The sequence below is a fragment of the Enterobacter asburiae genome, assembly GCA_011754535.1.
Lineage (GTDB): Bacteria > Pseudomonadota > Gammaproteobacteria > Enterobacterales > Enterobacteriaceae > Enterobacter > Enterobacter cloacae_N.
Genome location: JAAQVN010000001.1, coordinates 1,669,521 through 1,687,696 on the forward strand (window position 1 = coordinate 1,669,521; position 18,176 = coordinate 1,687,696).

General features: G+C 54.1%; 14 protein-coding genes. 10 read left to right on the top strand and 4 right to left on the bottom strand.

Translation table 11 applies throughout. The features are described 5' to 3' along the window. Nucleotides 1-16 precede the first annotated feature (16 nt). From serS to HBM95_07810, 6 genes are all read left to right on the top strand, one after another. Complete coding sequence (gene serS / locus HBM95_07785) at nucleotides 17-1,309, top strand: serine--tRNA ligase (protein ID NIH42830.1); 1,293 nt, start codon at nucleotides 17-19, stop codon at nucleotides 1,307-1,309. Between the two features lie 211 nt (nucleotides 1,310-1,520). Further along, nucleotides 1,521-3,965 carry a dimethylsulfoxide reductase subunit A gene (gene dmsA / locus HBM95_07790; protein ID NIH42831.1) on the top strand — a complete coding sequence of 815 codons (2,445 nt, stop codon included), beginning with the start codon at nucleotides 1,521-1,523 and terminating at the stop codon, nucleotides 3,963-3,965. Nucleotides 3,966-3,975: 10 nt separating this feature from the next. Further along, nucleotides 3,976-4,593 (top strand): dimethylsulfoxide reductase subunit B, encoded by a 618-nt coding sequence (gene dmsB, locus HBM95_07795; GenBank protein ID NIH42832.1) that lies wholly within the window; start codon nucleotides 3,976-3,978, stop codon nucleotides 4,591-4,593. Nucleotide 4,594: 1 nt separating this feature from the next. Then, entirely contained in the window at nucleotides 4,595-5,458 is an 864-nt protein-coding gene (locus tag HBM95_07800; protein NIH42833.1) for a dimethyl sulfoxide reductase anchor subunit, read from the top strand. 275 nt (nucleotides 5,459-5,733) lie between these two features. Further along, on the top strand, nucleotides 5,734-6,882 hold the full coding sequence (locus HBM95_07805) for an MFS transporter (protein ID NIH42834.1): 1,149 nt from the start codon (nucleotides 5,734-5,736) through the stop codon (nucleotides 6,880-6,882). A 123-nt stretch (nucleotides 6,883-7,005) separates the two neighbouring features. Continuing rightward, nucleotides 7,006-7,536, top strand: a complete 531-nt coding sequence (locus HBM95_07810) for an RcnB family protein (GenBank protein NIH42835.1) — start codon at nucleotides 7,006-7,008, stop codon at nucleotides 7,534-7,536. Nucleotides 7,537-7,572: 36 nt separating this feature from the next. On the opposite strand, the gene pflA is transcribed toward HBM95_07810, so the two are convergent. The 4 genes from pflA to HBM95_07830 form a co-directional block, all read right to left on the bottom strand. After that, nucleotides 7,573-8,313 (bottom strand): pyruvate formate lyase 1-activating protein, encoded by a 741-nt coding sequence (pflA, locus tag HBM95_07815; GenBank protein ID NIH42836.1) that lies wholly within the window; start codon nucleotides 8,311-8,313, stop codon nucleotides 7,573-7,575. 203 nt (nucleotides 8,314-8,516) lie between these two features. Continuing rightward, a complete protein-coding gene (gene pflB, locus HBM95_07820; GenBank protein ID NIH42837.1) occupies nucleotides 8,517-10,799 on the bottom strand; it encodes a formate C-acetyltransferase in 2,283 nt (760 codons plus the stop codon). A gap of 51 nt (nucleotides 10,800-10,850) precedes the next feature. Then, on the bottom strand, nucleotides 10,851-11,708 hold the full coding sequence (gene focA, locus HBM95_07825) for a formate transporter FocA (GenBank protein NIH42838.1): 858 nt from the start codon (nucleotides 11,706-11,708) through the stop codon (nucleotides 10,851-10,853). A 406-nt stretch (nucleotides 11,709-12,114) separates the two neighbouring features. Beyond that, nucleotides 12,115-13,875 (bottom strand): 30S ribosomal protein S12 methylthiotransferase accessory protein YcaO, encoded by a 1,761-nt coding sequence (locus HBM95_07830; GenBank protein NIH42839.1) that lies wholly within the window; start codon nucleotides 13,873-13,875, stop codon nucleotides 12,115-12,117. A 127-nt stretch (nucleotides 13,876-14,002) separates the two neighbouring features. Here HBM95_07830 and HBM95_07835 point away from each other — a divergent pair, with 127 nt between their 5' ends. The 4 genes from HBM95_07835 (at nucleotide 14,003) to cmk (ending at nucleotide 18,168) form a co-directional block, all read left to right on the top strand. Continuing rightward, a complete protein-coding gene (locus HBM95_07835; protein NIH42840.1) occupies nucleotides 14,003-14,695 on the top strand; it encodes a DUF421 domain-containing protein in 693 nt (230 codons plus the stop codon). A gap of 162 nt (nucleotides 14,696-14,857) precedes the next feature. Next, entirely contained in the window at nucleotides 14,858-15,946 is a 1,089-nt protein-coding gene (gene serC, locus HBM95_07840) for a 3-phosphoserine/phosphohydroxythreonine transaminase (protein ID NIH42841.1), read from the top strand. A gap of 69 nt (nucleotides 15,947-16,015) precedes the next feature. Beyond that, nucleotides 16,016-17,299 (top strand): 3-phosphoshikimate 1-carboxyvinyltransferase, encoded by a 1,284-nt coding sequence (aroA, locus tag HBM95_07845; protein ID NIH42842.1) that lies wholly within the window; start codon nucleotides 16,016-16,018, stop codon nucleotides 17,297-17,299. Nucleotides 17,300-17,484: 185 nt separating this feature from the next. Then, a complete protein-coding gene (cmk, locus tag HBM95_07850) occupies nucleotides 17,485-18,168 on the top strand; it encodes a (d)CMP kinase (GenBank protein NIH42843.1) in 684 nt (227 codons plus the stop codon). Nucleotides 18,169-18,176: the final 8 nt, after the last annotated feature.

Sequence of the window (18,176 nt, forward strand, 5' to 3'; positions counted from 1 at the left end):
TAAGCACAGGATAAGCATGCTCGATCCCAATCTGCTGCGTAATGAGCCAGACGCAGTCGCTGAAAAACTGGCACGCCGGGGCTTTAAGCTGGATGTAGATAAGCTGCGCGCTCTTGAAGAGCGTCGTAAAGTTCTGCAGGTACAAACTGAAAATCTGCAGGCAGAGCGTAACTCTCGATCGAAATCCATTGGCCAGGCGAAAGCGCGCGGGGAAGATATTGAGCCATTACGCCTGGAAGTGAACAAACTGGGTGAAGAGCTGGATCAGGCGAAAGCGGAGCTGGACGTTCTTCAGGCCGAAATTCGTGATATCGCCCTGGCGATCCCGAACATTCCTGACGACAGCGTGCCTGTCGGCAAAGACGAGAACGACAACGTTGAAGTGAAACGCTGGGGCACGCCTCGCGAGTTCGACTTCGAGGTGCGCGATCACGTGACGCTGGGCGAAATGCACGCGGGCTTGGACTTTGCAGCAGCGGTTAAGCTGACCGGTTCTCGCTTCGTGGTGATGAAAGGCCAGATTGCCCATCTGCACCGCGCGCTGGCGCAGTTCATGCTGGATCTGCACACCGAACAGCATGGCTACAGCGAAACCTACGTTCCGTATCTGGTTAACCACGATACGCTGTACGGCACGGGCCAGCTGCCGAAATTTGCCGGCGATCTGTTCCATACCCGCCCGCTGGACGAAGAGGCAGACAGCAGCAACTACGCGCTGATCCCAACCGCGGAAGTACCGCTGACCAACCTCGTACGTGATGAGATCATCGACGAAGATGACCTGCCAATTAAGCTGACAGCACATTCTCCGTGCTTCCGTTCTGAAGCGGGCTCTTACGGTCGTGACACGCGCGGTCTGATCCGTATGCACCAGTTCGACAAAGTTGAGATGGTGCAGATCGTTCGTCCGGAAGAGTCCATGGACGCGCTGGAAGAGATGACCGGCCACGCTGAGAAAGTGCTGGAGCTGCTGGGTCTGCCGTACCGTCGTATGGCGCTATGCACTGGTGACATGGGCTTTGGTGCCTGCAAAACCTTCGACCTGGAAGTCTGGGTACCTGCGCAGAATACCTACCGTGAGATCTCCTCCTGCTCTAACGTCTGGGATTTCCAGGCGCGCCGCATGCAGGCACGCTGCCGCAGCAAGTCTGACAAGAAAACCCGTCTGGTGCATACCCTGAACGGCTCTGGTCTGGCCGTTGGCCGTACGCTGGTTGCCGTGCTGGAAAACTACCAGCAGGCAGATGGCCGCATCGAGATCCCTGAAGTGCTGCGTCCATACATGAAAGGCCAGCAGTACATCGGCTGATAATTTGTCTTAAAACAAAAAAGCGCCTCAGGGCGCTTTTTTTATGCCTTTGATTTGATACGAAGCAATAACCTCTCCCTCTAAAGTAGTAATACTCTTCCGAATGAAAGTCAGCATAAAAAGCTGATAACGAAGAAATTCGTTATAAATAAAACTATATAGCGGTCTATGCCGCCTCTCATTTCTTTGTGAGCAACCAAAGTGAGTCTTTATGAAAATCAACGCGCCTGAAGCGTTAATGGCTGCCGAGGTCACTCGCCGTGGGTTGATGAAAACCACGGCAATTGGCGGCCTGGCCGTAGCCAGTAGTGCCTTCACGCTCCCTTTCACCCGACTGGCGTCGGCGGCAGATGCACTGTCCCCAGCCTCAGCTCCGGAAAAAGTGGTGTGGAGTGCCTGTACCGTAAACTGCGGTAGCCGTTGTCCGCTGCGTATGCATGTAGTGGATGGTGAAATTAAATATGTCGAAACCGACAATACCGGGGACGATAACTACGAAGGGTTACATCAGGTTCGCGCCTGTCTGCGCGGTCGCTCCATGCGTCGTCGCGTGTATAATCCGGACCGCCTGAAGTATCCGATGAAGCGCGTCGGTAAGCGTGGGGAAGGGAAGTTCGAGCGTATTAGCTGGGATGAAGCCTACGACATCATCGCCACCAATATGCAGCGCCTTATCAAAGAGTACGGCAACGAATCCATCTACCTGAACTACGGCACCGGGACGCTCGGCGGCACGCTGACCCGCTCCTGGCCGCCGGGTAAAACGCTGGTGGCGCGCCTGATGAACTGCTGCGGCGGTTATCTCAACCACTACGGCGACTACTCTTCCGCGCAGATTGCAGCGGGTCTCAACTATACCTACGGCGGCTGGGCGGACGGCAACAGCCCGTCTGATATCGAAAACAGTAAGCTGGTCGTGCTGTTTGGCAATAACCCGGGCGAAACCCGCATGAGCGGCGGCGGGGTAACCTACTACCTGGAACAGGCCCGCGCAAAATCCAATGCTCGCATGATCATCATCGATCCGCGCTATACCGACACCGGTGCCGGACGTGAAGACGAGTGGATCCCAATCCGTCCGGGTACCGATGCGGCGCTGGTTTCCGCGCTGGCGTGGGTGATGATCACCGAAAACCTCGTCGATCAGCCTTTCCTGGATAAATACTGCGTCGGCTATGACGAGAAAACCCTGCCCGCCAGCGCGCCGGCTAACGGTCACTACAAGGCGTATATTCTCGGTCAGGGCAGCGATGGCGTGGCGAAAACGCCCGAGTGGGCCTCCACCATCACCGGTATTCCGGTGGCGCGTATCGTTCAACTGGCGCGTGAGATTGGCTCAGCCAAACCGGCCTATATCAGCCAGGGCTGGGGACCGCAGCGTCATGCGAACGGCGAAATCGCGACCCGTGCCATCTCAATGCTTTCTATTCTGACGGGTAACGTGGGCGTTCACGGCGGAAACACCGGCGCGCGTGAAGGCTCTTATGAAGTGCCGTTTGAACGTATGCCGACGCTGGATAACCCTGTTCAGACCAGCATCTCCATGTTTATGTGGACTGATGCGATCGAACGCGGCCCGGAAATGACCGCCCTGCGCGATGGCGTGCGCGGCAAGGACAAGCTGGACGTGCCGATCAAGATGATCTGGAACTATGCCGGTAACTGTCTCATCAACCAGCACTCTGAAATCAACCGCACTCATGAAATCCTGCAGGATGACAAGAAGTGCGAGATGATAGTGGTGATTGACTGCCACATGACCTCCTCGGCGAAATATGCCGATATCCTGCTGCCGGACTGCACCGCCTCTGAGCAGATGGATTTCGCGCTGGACGCCTCCTGCGGCAACATGTCCTACGTGATCTTTACCGACCAGGCGATTAAACCGCGCTTCGAGTGTAAAACCATCTATGAGATGACCTCTGAGCTGGCGAAACGTCTTGGCGTTGAGCCGCAGTTTACCGAGGGACGTACTCAGGAAGGGTGGATGCGCCATCTGCATGAACTTTCCCGTAAAGCGATCCCTGACCTGCCGGATTTCGATACCTTCCGCAAGCAGGGTATGTACAAACAGCGCGATCCGGAAGGGCACCACGTGGCGTACAAAGCGTTCCGTGAAGATCCGCAGGCGAATCCGCTGACCACGCCATCGGGCAAAATCGAGATCTACTCCGAAGAGCTGGCAAAAATCGCGTCGACCTGGGAGCTGCCGGAAGGGGACGTTATCGATCCGCTGCCGATCTACACGCCTGGTTTTGAAAACTATAACGATCCGCTGACGGCGAAATTCCCGCTGCAGCTGACCGGTTTCCACTACAAAGCGCGAGTGCACTCCACCTACGGCAACGTCGACGTACTGAAAGCCGCCTGCCGTCAGGAGATGTGGATCAACCCGATGGATGCCAAAGCTCGCGGCATCGGCAATGGCGATCGCGTGCGTATCTTCAACGGTCGCGGCGAGGTACACATTGAGGCCAAAGTGACGCCGCGCATGATGCCAGGCGTGGTGGCGCTGGGGGAAGGGGCCTGGTACAGCCCCGATGCCAACCGCATCGACCAGGCGGGCAGTATTAACGTGCTGACCACGCAACGTCCGTCGCCGCTGGCGAAGGGCAACCCATCCCACACAAACCTTGTCCAGGTTGAAAAGGTTTAAGGAGTAACCGATGACAACCCAGTATGGATTTTTCATTGATTCCAGCCGTTGCACCGGGTGCAAAACCTGCGAGCTGGCCTGTAAAGATTACAAAGATCTTACTCCGGATGTGAGCTTCCGCCGCATCTACGAATACGCCGGGGGCGACTGGCAGGAAGATAACGGCGTCTGGCATCAGAACGTCTTTGCATATTACCTGTCGATTGCCTGTAACCACTGTGAAGATCCGGCCTGCACCAAGGTCTGCCCGAGCGGGGCGATGCACAAGCGGGAAGACGGTTTTGTGGTGGTGGATGAAGATGTCTGCATCGGCTGCCGCTACTGCCATATGGCGTGCCCGTACGGCGCGCCGCAGTACAACGCCGCCAAAGGGCATATGACCAAGTGCGACGGCTGCCACAGCCGCGTAGCGGATGGTAAGAAACCCATCTGCGTCGAGTCCTGTCCACTCCGCGCGCTGGACTTTGGTCCTGTTGAAGAGCTGCGACAAAAACACGGTGAGCTTGCCGCAGTGGCGCCGCTGCCGTCAGCGCACTTCACGAAGCCGAGTATTGTCATTAAACCTAACGCCAACAGCCGTCCAACGGGTGACACCACCGGCTACCTGGCAAATCCGAAGGAGGTGTAAGATGGGAAGTGGATGGCATGAATGGCCGCTGATGATCTTCACGGTCTTTGGTCAGTGCGTAGCGGGCGGCTTCATCGTACTCGCGCTGGCGCTGTTGAAAGGCGATCTCAACGCTGAACAGCAGCAGCGTCTGGTGTTGAGCATGTTTGGTCTGTGGGTGCTGATGGGAATTGGCTTTATCGCCTCCACGCTGCACCTGGGTTCGCCGATGCGCGCGTTTAACTCTCTGAACCGCGTAGGAGCGTCGTCCCTCAGTAACGAGATTGCGAGCGGGGCAATTTTCTTTGCCGTCGGCGGGCTGGGCTGGCTGCTGGCCGCGATGAAGAAATTGCCTGCGGGTCTGCGAAGCCTGTGGCTGATCGTCACCATGGTGCTGGGCGTAGTGTTCGTGTGGATGATGGTGCGCGTCTATAACACCATCGATACCGTCCCAACCTGGTACAGCGTCTGGACGCCGATGAGCTTCTTCCTGACGATGTTTATCGGCGGGCCGCTGCTGGGCTACCTGCTGCTGCGCGTGGCGGGTATCGACGGGTGGGCAATGCGTCTTCTGCCCGCCGTTTCGCTGCTGGCGCTGGTGGTGAGTGCGATGGTTGCTCTGATGCAGGGGGCTGAGCTGGCAACTATTCACAGCTCCATTCAGCAGGCGTCCGCCCTGGTTCCTGATTACGGTTCTCTGATGGCCTGGCGCATCGTTCTGCTGGTCGCGGCGTTGGTATTCTGGATCGCTCCTCAGCTTAAAGGTTATCAGCCCGCGCTGCCGCTGCTGTCACTGGCCTTTGTGCTGGTACTGGCAGGGGAGTTGATTGGTCGCGGCATTTTCTACGGGTTGCATATGACCGTTGGTATGGCTATCGCCAGTTAACGTTGCATTTAGTTATATCAAGCCGGGCCTGAGCGCCCGGCTTTTTCTTTTTTCGATCATGAAATTTTTCGACTGTCGTTTTGTTTTAATTTCGGTCATTAATAAATAAAAACAGACACATAATTAATATCTATAGCAGGCGCTGCATTAGCAGGATAAGTTTTTTAAATCGACAGGGAACATATTGTGCGAGCCAGCTAAATCAGTGGATTGACTTTGTTTTTGCCAGTGGCATGATGCGCACGAAATCTGAACTTCCTCACGGTTTTTAATCCATGACCACCTATACCCGGCCAGTGCTCCTGTTGCTCTGTGGCCTGCTTCTGTTGACCCTGGCGATCGCAGTGTTAAACACGCTCGTCCCGCTGTGGCTCGCCCATGAAAACTTACCGACCTGGCAGGTGGGTATGGTCAGCTCGTCCTTTTTCACCGGGAACCTGCTGGGCACGTTATTAACCGGGAGCCTGATTAAGCGCTTCGGCTTTAATCGCAGCTATTATCTGGCGTCGCTGATTTTCGCTGCCGGGTGCGCCGGGTTGGGTCTGATGGTCGGCTTCTGGAGCTGGATGGCGTGGCGCTTTATCGCCGGTATCGGCTGCGCGATGATTTGGGTGGTGGTTGAAAGTGCGCTGATGTGCAGCGGCACCTCCCGCAACCGCGGACGTCTGCTGGCGGCCTACATGATGGTTTACTACGTCGGCACCGTGCTGGGTCAACTGATGGTCAGCAAGCTGCCAACCGACCTGATGAGCGTGCTGCCGTGGGTGACAGGCATGGTGCTGGCGGCGATCCTGCCGCTGCTCTTTACGCGCATTGTGAACCAAAACAGCGAACATCAGGAAGCGACCCACGTCTGGCCAATGCTGAGACTCCGTCAGGCGCGTCTGGGCGTTAACGGCTGCATTATCTCAGGGATTGTACTGGGCTCGCTCTACGGCCTGATGCCGCTCTACCTGAACCACCAGGGGGTCAGTGATTCCGGAATTGGCTTCTGGATGGCGGTGATGGTGAGCGCGGGTATTGTGGGTCAGTGGCCGATTGGCCGCCTGGCGGACCGCTTTGGTCGTCTGCTGGTGCTGCGCGTTCAGGTCTTCGTGGTGATCATGGGATGCCTCGCCATGCTCAGCAACGCCGCGATGGCGCCCGCGCTGTTTATTCTCGGGGCCGCCGGCTTTACGCTCTATCCGGTCGCGATGGCCTGGGCCTGTGAGAAAGTCGAACATCACCAGCTGGTGGCAATGAACCAGGCGCTGTTACTGAGCTATACCATCGGCAGCTTATTAGGGCCGACGTTTACCGCGATGCTGATGCAGAATTATTCCGATAATTTATTGTTTATCATGATCGCCAGCGTGTCGTTTATTTATCTCTTAATGCTACTGCGTAAAGCAGGCGAGCATCCAACGCCTGTGGCTCACGCCTGATTAAATAAAAGCCTGTCATAGACAGGCTTTTTTATCCCTGTCACATATAAGACTTTTACGTATTGTTTGTTTTTCCCGCCTGGCGATAATTCAAATGAGTTCTACCACTAAAAGGCAACAATCATGTCTATACGTCGTTTTTCCACTACCGCACTTGCCGTAGTGTTGTCTTTAACGTTTGCAACGGCTCCGGTCATGGCTAATCCTGGTAACGGGAACGGCGGTGGTCACGGAAACGGTGGCGGACAAGGTAATGGCGGCAATCATGGTAACGGGAATTCTGGTAACTCCGGTAACCATGGTAATAAGCAAAATAGCGGAAAGGATAACCCTGGAAAATCGGATAAGAGCTTCAAAAACAGCAAAGATGTCGGTAATGACGTTGATGCTCGCGTGAGCTTCGATCATGCCCGCCACCTGGCACTGAATTACGGCTTAACGGGCTATGAGTCTCTGCCTCCGGGTATTGCAAAAAACCTCGCTCGCGGTAAACCACTGCCTCCGGGCATTGCGAAGAAAACCGTGCCAGCGTCTATGCTCGGCCAGCTTCCTTCCTACCCTGGCTATGAATGGCGCGTCGTGGGTGACGATCTGGTCTTAATTGCGCTGAGTACGGCGATTGTGACTTCCGTTATTAACGGCGTCTTTAAATAGAATATAAAAAGGCCCGGTTCTCACCGGGCCTTCTCTTTAATACATGACCTTGTGACCGTACTGCTCAAGAATACCTTTCACGCGCTCCATCGTATCTTTCTTCGGCGGCTTCACGCCATCGAGTTTGTACTCTTCGCCCATCGCCACCCATTTATGCTTACCCAGTTCGTGATAGGGCAGAAGCTCAATTTTCTCGACGTTGCCCATGTCGCGGGTAAATTCCCCCAGGCGGTGCGCGGAATCATCGTCATCTGACCAACCGGGAACTACAACGTAGCGGATCCAGGTTTTGATGCCTTTGTCGGCAATGTACTTGGCAAACTCCAGCGTACGGTGGTTAGAAACGCCAACCAAATTCTGGTGGATCTCATCGTTCATCTGTTTGAGATCGAGCATCACCAGATCGGTCACTTCGAGCAGTTCATCAATAACCGGATCGTAGCGGCGCACAAAGCCGTTGGTGTCGAGACAGGTATGAATACCTTCTTTACGGCAGGCGCGGAACCAGTCGCGGACAAACTCAGCCTGCAGAATAGCTTCACCGCCGGACGCGGTCACGCCACCGCCGGACGCATTCATAAAGTGGCGGTAGGTCACCACCTCTTTCATCAAATCTTCCACGGTGACTTCTTTACCGCCGTGCGTGTCCCAGGTATCACGGTTATGGCAGTACAGGCAGCGCATCAGGCAGCCCTGGAAAAAGGTAATAAAGCGGATCCCCGGGCCATCGACGGTACCACAGGATTCAAAGGAGTGAATGCGACCAATAGTTGACATTGCGGTGATATCTCCGAATTTGGCCCATCCGGGGGCCTGTGTAGTTGCACAGCTCAAAGGCTATGTCGAGTCTGTTTTGGCTGTTATCCATAGAGTATAGATAGCGGACAAAAGAGACTGATGAAGCGAGGGTGTTAAAAAGGCCCCACTTGCGTGGAGCCTTTATTGTACGCTTTTTAACGCGTGATTTCAGTCAATTCCACTTACATGGACTGAGTGAAAGTACGGGTGATAACGTCCTGCTGCTGTTCTTTAGTCAGGGAGTTAAAACGTACTGCGTAGCCAGATACGCGGATGGTCAGCTGAGGATATTTCTCAGGGTGTTCCATCGCGTCGAGCAGCATTTCACGGTTCATTACGTTCACGTTCAGGTGCTGACCACCTTCGATGGACGCTTCGTGGTGGAAGTAACCATCCATCAGACCCGCGAGGTTAGTTTTACGCACTTCGTCGTCTTTACCCAGCGCGTTTGGCACGATAGAGAAGGTGTAAGAGATACCATCTTTCGCGTAAGCAAACGGCAGTTTAGCAACGGAGGTCAGAGAGGCAACCGCACCTTTCTGGTCACGACCGTGCATTGGGTTAGCACCTGGGCCGAATGGCGCGCCAGCACGACGACCGTCTGGGGTGTTACCGGTTTTCTTACCATACACAACGTTAGAGGTGATGGTCAGAACAGACTGAGTCGGGATAGCGTTACGGTAGGTAGTCAGTTTCTGAATTTTCTTCATGAAACGTTCTACCAGGTCAACCGCCATGTCATCAACGCGAGCGTCGTTGTTACCAAACTGCGGATATTCGCCTTCGATTTCGAAGTCTACGGCCAGGCCGTCTTCGTCACGAATTGGTTTAACTTTCGCGTATTTGATTGCAGACAGGGAGTCAGCAGCAACGGACAGACCAGCGATACCACACGCCATGGTGCGGATAACGTCACGGTCGTGCAGCGCCATCAGAGAGGCTTCGTAGCTGTACTTGTCGTGCATGTAGTGAATAACGTTCAGTGCAGTGACGTACTGTTTAGCCAGCCAGTCCATGAAGTGGTCCATGCGCTCCATGACTTCGTCATAGTTCAGCACGTCACCTTTGATTGGCTCAGACTTAGGACCAACCTGCATTTTCAGTTTTTCATCAACGCCGCCGTTGATAGCGTACAGCATGGTTTTCGCCAGGTTTGCACGCGCACCGAAGAACTGCATTTGTTTACCAACAACCATTGGGCTTACGCAGCAAGCGATAGCGTAATCGTCGTTGTTGAAGTCCGGACGCATCAGGTCATCGTTCTCGTACTGCAGAGAAGAGGTGTCGATGGACACTTTAGCGGCGAATTTCTTGAAGTTCAGAGGCAGTTTTTCAGACCACAGAACGGTGATGTTCGGCTCCGGAGAAGGACCCATGGTGTACAGGGTGTTCAGGAAGCGGAAGCTGTTTTTGGTAACCAGCGTACGGCCGTCAACGCCCATACCACCGATTGATTCTGTTGCCCAGATTGGGTCACCAGAGAACAGTTCATCGTATTCAGGGGTACGCAGGAAGCGAACCATACGCAGTTTCATGACCAGGTGGTCAATCATTTCCTGAGCGTCTTGCTCGGTGATTTTGCCTGCTTTCAGGTCACGTTCGATGTACGCATCCAGGAAGGTAGACACGCGACCGAAGGACATTGCTGCACCGTTCTGAGACTTAACCGCAGCCAGGTAGCCGAAGTAGGTCCACTGGATAGCTTCCTGAGCGTTGGTTGCAGGACCAGAGATATCGCAGCCGTATTTCGCAGCCATCTCTTTGATCTGACCCAGTGCGCGGTGCTGTTCAGCAATTTCTTCACGCAGACGGATAGTCGCTTCCAGGTTTACGCCGTTTTCCAGATCGGACTGCAGGGAAACAAACTGCGCGTACTTGTCTTTCATCAGGAAGTCGATGCCGTACAGCGCAACGCGACGGTAGTCACCGATGATACGACCACGACCATATGCATCTGGCAGACCCGTCAGAACGCCAGATTTACGGCAGTTCAGAATGTCTTTGGTGTAAACATCGAATACGCCCTGGTTGTGGGTTTTGCGGTATTCGGTGAAGATTTTTTTCAGCATTGGGTCCAGCTCGCGGTTATACGCTTTGCAGGAACCTTCAACCATTTTGATACCACCGAACGGGATGATTGCGCGTTTCAGTGGTGCTTCAGTCTGCAGACCAACGATTTTCTCAAGGGCTTTGTTGATGTAGCCAGCATCGTGAGAAGTGATGGTGGAAGCAACGGAGGTGTCAAAATCAACTGGCGCGTGAGTGCGGTTTTCCAGTTTAACGCCTTCCATTACGCTGTCCCACAGCTTGGTGGTCGCATCAGTTGCGCCAGCCAGGAAGGATTCGTCACCTTCATACGGGGTATAGTTTTTCTGAATGAAGTCGCGGACGTTTACTTCATTCTGCCAGTCACCTTTCGCAAAACCTTCCCAGGCTGTGGCTAACTTTTCATTAAGCTCGGACATGTAACACCTACCTTCTTAAGTGGATTTTTTATTTACTGCCTGAGAAAACCATCAATGATGATCGTCGCCACGCAGGTAAATGACCCAGTATGTCAACCCAACTAACAGACCCCCACCGATAATGTTCCCGATAGTGACGGGGATCAGGTTATCAGTAATGAAATTCATAATAGTCAGGTGAGAGAAACTTTCCGGGGATGAACCAACTGCGGTCCAGAACTCCGGGCTTGCAAAGTTGCGGATAACAATCCCCATCGGGATCATGAACATATTCGCAATACTGTGCTCAAAGCCGCTGGCAACAAACATCGCAACCGGCAGAACCATAATCATGGCTTTATCCATCAGGCTACGACCCGAGTAGCTCATCCAGACCGCCAGGCAGACCATCAGGTTTGCGAGGATGCCGAGAGCAACGGCTTCGATAAATGTGTGATGCATTTTGTGGTCGGCGGTCTGCAGGACGTTAAGGCCCCAGCCGCCGTTGGCGGTCATATACTCGCCAGAGAGCCACATCAACAGAACAAAGAGCAGACAGCCAATCAGGTTACCAACGTAGACGTTAAGCCAGTTGCGCGCCAGTTGACCCCAGGTAATTCTTCCGCTGGCCTTTGCCACGACAATCAGCACCGTTGAGGTGAAGAGGTCGGCGCCGCAGATGACGCAGAGAATCAGGCCCAGTGAGAAGCAAATACCGCCAATCAGTTTAGCTATGCCGAAAGGCATTCCGGCAGTACCGGTGGTGGCGGTGATGTAGAAGACGAAAGCGATTGAGATGAACACACCTGCGGTGATCGCCAGATAGAACGTCTTCATCGGGTGTTTCGTTGCTTTATAGACACCCGCTTCTTCGGCAACTTTTGCCATCGCGGCGGGGAGTAAAAGATCAAAAGGGTTGTCAGCTTTCACACTAACTCTCTCTTTATTAAGTCGGCGACGAGATACTAACAAAGCATTATAGAAGAGAAATTGATATAGATCATATCTCGCCTGGCTTATAGGCCCGCAGTGTGTATGGTTTTACAACAAATGCGGAGTAAGTATTTGATTATCCGTATAAAAATAAATTTTAAAAGTTATGAAAAGAGTTGAATTTTTTCGTTCGGCCCCCTTCGAAACAGTTAATTAATATGGGGTATTTACCATAAAAAGTAACAATAAAGCCCAGGCAAATATTATTATATTTACCCATGTTTAACTTTATTATTACAATCAATAATCATTGCCGAAGAGAATAAAAAACGGGGCAATGAAATTGCCCCGTAATATAGCCCAGACGATTGAATACGCCTACTGCTGTTAATGTTATGTGCGCTTATTTTGACCAGTAAGCGGCTTTTGCTTTCTGCAGCTTTTCATAGGCCTTCAGCAGAGACTGATGCGCCGGGAAGGCTTTCAGATCGCTGTCAACTGCCTGCAGACCGTAGAACGGCTCTTCACCGCTCAGCGCCGCGCTGGCGGCTTCAACCGCTTCAGCACCGTACATACGTACGAAAGCGTTCAGGTACTGCAGTGGCTCGCGATCGTCTTCCTGTGCAAGCAGCAACAGGGTTTGCAGGCAGCGGTAATAGTTGGTGCGCTCGGCGGAGAAGACCGACTGGTTAAACTCCATGGTCCATTCGGTCCAGGCCAGGGCCTGATCCAGATCGCCGCCCGCCAGCGCCAGCATCGCTTTCAGTTCGCCGATGCGCAGGGTGTACCAGCCGTTGTCTTTCCCGGTCGCCAGACCCAGCAGTTCGCGCACGCGGGTAAAATCATCGTGGCCCTCATCGTCCAGCTGGGCGATCAGGTTGAGATAATCTTCTTTCTCCCACTCGCTGCCCGGCAGGGACAGCAGGGTCTCACGCAGGTGCGCGCCCATGCTGTTGTTAGCCAGCCACAAATCTTCCGCCGGATAGATGTCGGACATGCCGGGCACGATGATGCGGCACGCGTAAACGCCCAGGTGTTCGTAGTCGGCAATGTAGACTTCCTGATCTTCGGCGTTGAAGATTGCCATCAGCGTGGCGAACTCTTCTTCCGTGGTACCGGCAAAGCTCCAGTCCACGAACGGATAGTCCGCGTCCTGCTTGAACATATCCCAGGAGATCAAACCGCTGGAGTCGATGAAGTGGGTTTCGAGGTTGGTATGCTCGGCCACTTCTTCATCGTCAAACGTTGGCGGGGTAAACACGTCGAGATCTTTCAGGCTACGGCCCTGCAGCAGCTCGGTCACGGTACGCTCCAGCGCCACACCGAAGTCAGGATGCGCGCCGAAGGAGGCAAAGCAGGTGCCGTTAGTCGGGTTAAACAGCACGACGCAGATAACCGGATATTTACCGCCCAGCGAGCCGTCGTAGGCAAAGATTGGGAAACCTTCCGCTTCCAGTTTCGCGATGGATTCCACCACGCCCGGGTAGCGCGCCAGAACGTCCGCCGGGATCTCCGGCAGGCTGATGGATTCAGCGATGATGCGGTTTTTAATGTGACGCTCGAACACCTCAGACAGGCCCTGTACGCGCGCTTCGTTGCGGGTGTTACCGGCGGACATGCCGTTGGACACATACAGGTTGCCGACGATGTTCATCGGAATATAAACGGTCTGCTCGTCAGACTGACGGGTGAACGGCAGGGCGCAGATACCGCGATCTTCGTTACCCGACTGCAGATCGATCAGCATGCTGGCAGTCAGTTCGTTTTCTGGATCGTAGAAAGCGCGCAGGCGTTGATCGAGGATCCCTTCCGGCAGTTCGTCGTCTTCGGTCAGTGGGAACCATTTTTCGTTCGGATAGTGAACGAAAGGACCTTTGGCGATGGTTTCACCCAGCCAGAAGTCAGCAAAGAAATAGTTGGTGGACAGACGCTCAAAATACTCACCCAGCGCAGAGGCCAGTGCCGCTTTTTTCGTCGCGCCTTTACCGTTGGTAAAGCAGAGCGCGCAGTCTTTGTCGCGAATGTGCACGGACCAGACGTGAGGCACCGGGTTGAGCCAGGAGGCTTCTTCGATGTTAAAGCCCAGGTCGGTCAGTTTCTGCTGGAAGCGAGTGATGGAATCTTCCAGAGCGGCGTCTTTGCCGGGGATAAACGTTTGAGTCATGGCGTTCACTTTTATCGTACGTAAAGCGCGCAATGATACGGGTTTTGCGTGACGGGTGCTATCTCCGGCGAAAATAAATGGCTGGGCTATGCTTAGTGACAGTAACTGACTGTTAAGGCATAGAAAAATGAAAGCATTTGATCTCCAGCGGATGGCGTTTGATAAAGTTCCTCCTGAATTTCTGGGCGAAGTGGCGCTGCGCAGCCTGTATACCTTCGTACTCGTCTTCCTGTTTCTTAAAATCACCGGCCGTCGCGGCGTTCGGCAGATGTCGCTGTTTGAAGTGCTGATCATTCTGACGCTGGGCTCGGCGGCGGGAGACGTCGCCTTTTATGACGATGTGCCGATGGTGCCGGTGTTTATCGTTTTTGTCTCGCTGGCGCTACTTTACCGTCTTGTCATGTGGCTGATGTCGAAAAGCGAAAAGCTGGAAGATCTGTTCGAAGGGAAGCCGGTGGTTATCGTCGAGGACGGCCAACTGGCCTGGCAAAATGTGCAAAGCGCCAATATGACCGAGTTTGAGTTCTTTATGGAGCTTCGCCTGAACAGCGTTGAGCAACTGGGGCAGGTGCGTCTGGCGATTATGGAAACCAACGGCCAAATCAGCGTCTATTACTATTCTGACGACGAGGTGAAGCCGGGACTGTGTATCCTGCCGGATATGCTCATAGAGCGTTTCAGAACGGTACCTGAATCAGGCGAGTATGCTTGCGTAAGATGTAGCCATGTTGTCGCGATGCAGCCAGGGGATCGTCAATTATGCCCCCGCTGTGCAAATCCGGAATGGACGAAGGTTAGCCGGGCCAAACGTATTACCTGACAGCCATTTTGTCGGTTTTGTCGTATCGAGGCGGCAGAATGTTTTGTGTGACGCGGGGCACATTTCCCCGGTCATAAGTTTTAGACATTGCGGCGCGTGTCACTGAATGATAAAACCGATATCCACAGTTATAACTTATGGCTTTTAGCGTGGTGAGGGGAAATGGCTCAAGTCTTTAATTTCAGTTCAGGTCCGGCAATGTTACCGGCAGACGTGCTTAAACAAGCTCAACAGGAGCTGTGTGACTGGAACGGTCTGGGTACGTCGGTGATGGAAATCAGCCACCGTGGTAAAGAGTTTATTCAGGTGGCCGAAGAGGCAGAAAAGGATTTTCGCGATCTGCTGAATATTCCCTCGAACTACAAAGTATTGTTCTGCCACGGCGGCGGCCGCGGTCAGTTTGCAGGCGTACCGCTGAATATCCTCGGTGACAAAACGACGGCTGACTACGTTGACGCGGGTTACTGGGCGGCAAGCGCCGTTAAAGAAGCGCACAAGTACTGCGTGCCGAACGTTATCGACGCCAAAGTGACCGTTGACGGCCTGCGCGCCGTGAAGCCTATGAGCGAGTGGCAGCTTTCTGATAACGCCGCCTATCTTCACTACTGCCCGAACGAAACCATTGACGGGATTGCCATCGACGAGACGCCAAACTTTGGCAAAGATGTTGTGGTTGCCGCCGACTTCTCCTCCACCATTCTGTCTGCGCCACTTGACGTCAGCCGCTACGGCGTTATCTATGCGGGCGCGCAGAAAAATATCGGTCCTGCGGGCCTGACTATCGTCATCGTGCGTGAAGACTTGCTGGGTAAAGCGCATAAATCCTGCCCGTCGATTCTCGACTACACCGTGCTGAACGATAACGACTCCATGTTCAACACCCCACCAACGTTTGCCTGGTACCTCTCCGGCCTGGTCTTCAAATGGCTGAAGCAAAACGGCGGCGTGGCGCAGATGGACAAGGTGAATCAGCAGAAAGCCGAACTGCTGTATGGCGTGATCGACAAGAGCGATTTCTACCGCAACGATGTAGCGAAAGCTAACCGTTCCCGCATGAACGTGCCATTCCAGCTGGCGGACAGCAGCCTGGACAAAGTGTTCCTGGAAGAGTCCTTCGCGGCAGGCCTGCACGCGCTCAAGGGCCACCGTGTGGTGGGCGGCATGCGTGCCTCTATCTATAACGCGATGCCGCTGGAAGGCGTTAAGGCCCTGACGGATTTCATGATCGACTTTGAACGTCGTCACGGTTAATTTGCTGTTTTTCACCCCCGCAGCGTCCCTGCGGGGTTTTTATTATGTTGAGTTGAGAGTTTAGTTTTCATGGAATCCCTGACGTTACAACCTATCGCGCGGGTAGATGGCACCATCAATCTGCCTGGTTCAAAAAGTGTCTCGAACCGCGCTCTGCTGCTGGCAGCTCTGGCAAACGGCACCACCGTCCTCACTAACCTGCTGGACAGCGATGACGTGCGCCATATGCTCAATGCGCTGAAAGCGTTGGGCGTTCATTACACACTCTCTGACGATCGTACCCGCTGCGAAGTGACCGGCAACGGCGGCGCGCTGCAGTCGAGTGAAGAGCTTGAGTTGTTTCTGGGCAACGCGGGTACCGCGATGCGTCCGCTGGCGGCGGCCCTGTGCCTGGGGAGCAACAACATCGTGCTGACCGGCGAGCCGCGTATGAAAGAGCGTCCGATCGGTCATCTGGTAGATGCCCTGCGTCAGGGCGGCGCGCAGATTGACTATCTGGAGCAGGAAAACTATCCGCCACTGCGTCTGCGCGGGGGTTTTACCGGCGGACACGTCGAGGTTGACGGCAGCGTCTCCAGCCAGTTCCTGACGGCATTGCTGATGACCGCGCCGCTGGCCCCACAGGATACGGTTATCACGATTAAAGGTGAGCTGGTCTCCAAACCGTATATTGATATCACGCTGCACCTGATGAAAACCTTCGGCGTTGAGGTGGAAAACCAGTCTTACCAGCGCTTCGTGGTGCGCGGGGCACAGCGGTATCAGTCTCCGGGTAACTACCTGGTGGAAGGGGATGCGTCATCCGCGTCCTACTTCCTGGCCGCGGGGGCGATTAAAGGCGGTACGGTAAAAGTGACCGGCATTGGCCGCAACAGCGTGCAGGGCGATATTCGTTTTGCGGACGTGCTGGAAAAAATGGGCGCTATTGTCACCTGGGGCGATGACTTCATCTCCTGTACCCGCGGCGAACTGAACGCCATCGACATGGACATGAACCATATCCCGGATGCGGCGATGACCATTGCCACGGCGGCGCTGTTTGCCAAAGGCACCACCACGCTGCGTAACATCTACAACTGGCGCGTAAAAGAGACGGACCGCCTGTTCGCAATGGCGACAGAGCTGCGTAAAGTCGGCGCTGAGGTAGAAGAGGGCGAAGATTACATTCGCGTTACCCCTCCGGCAAAACTGCAGTTTGCCGAAATCGGGACCTATAACGATCACCGTATGGCGATGTGTTTCTCGCTGGTGGCGCTGTCCGATACCCCTGTGACCATTCTCGATCCGAAATGTACGGCAAAAACCTTCCCGGACTATTTCGAACAGCTGGCGCGCATTAGTACCCTGGCATAATGAATACCTGCCGCATCACCTGATGCGGCATTTCCTTACGCTTCCTGACGATCTTTCCCGCTCATTTCTTCTACACTCTGCTTCAATCATTCCGCAATTTGCACGCAAAGGTAACAGTTGCGCACGTTGGCGCGTATAATGCGCGGCGTTCATGTTAACGGTATGCCTTATTTAAGGAGAAAAAGATGACGGCAATTGCCCCGGTAATCACCATTGATGGGCCGAGTGGCGCAGGGAAAGGTACTCTGTGCAAAGCGATGGCGGAAGCATTGCAATGGCATCTTTTAGATTCGGGAGCAATCTATCGCGTGCTGGCGCTGGCTGCGCTGCATCATCATGTGGATGTCGCCTCTGAAGAAGCGCTGGTACCGCTGGCTGCGCATCTGGATGTGCGTTTTGTTTCCACCGATGGCAACCTGGAAGTGATTCTGGAAGGTGAAGACGTGAGCGGCGAAATCCGTACGCAGGAAGTCGCTAATGCGGCCTCTCAGGTGGCCGCTTTCCCACGCGTTCGCGAGGCGCTGCTACGTCGGCAGCGTGCGTTTCGTGAAGCCCCGGGTCTGATCGCTGACGGACGCGACATGGGAACCGTAGTATTTCCTGATGCACCAGTAAAAATTTTCCTTGATGCCTCTTCGGAAGAGCGTGCTCAACGCCGCATGCTTCAGTTGCAGGAAAAGGGGTTTAGTGTTAACTTTGATCGCCTTTTATCCGAGATAAAAGAGCGCGATGACCGCGATCGTAACCGCGCCGTCGCACCACTTGTTCCTGCAGAAGATGCTTTAGTACTGGATTCAACCAGTTTAACTATTGAGCAAGTGATTGAAAAAGCGCTACAATATGCGCGCCAAAAACTGGCACTCGCGTAATTGCGACC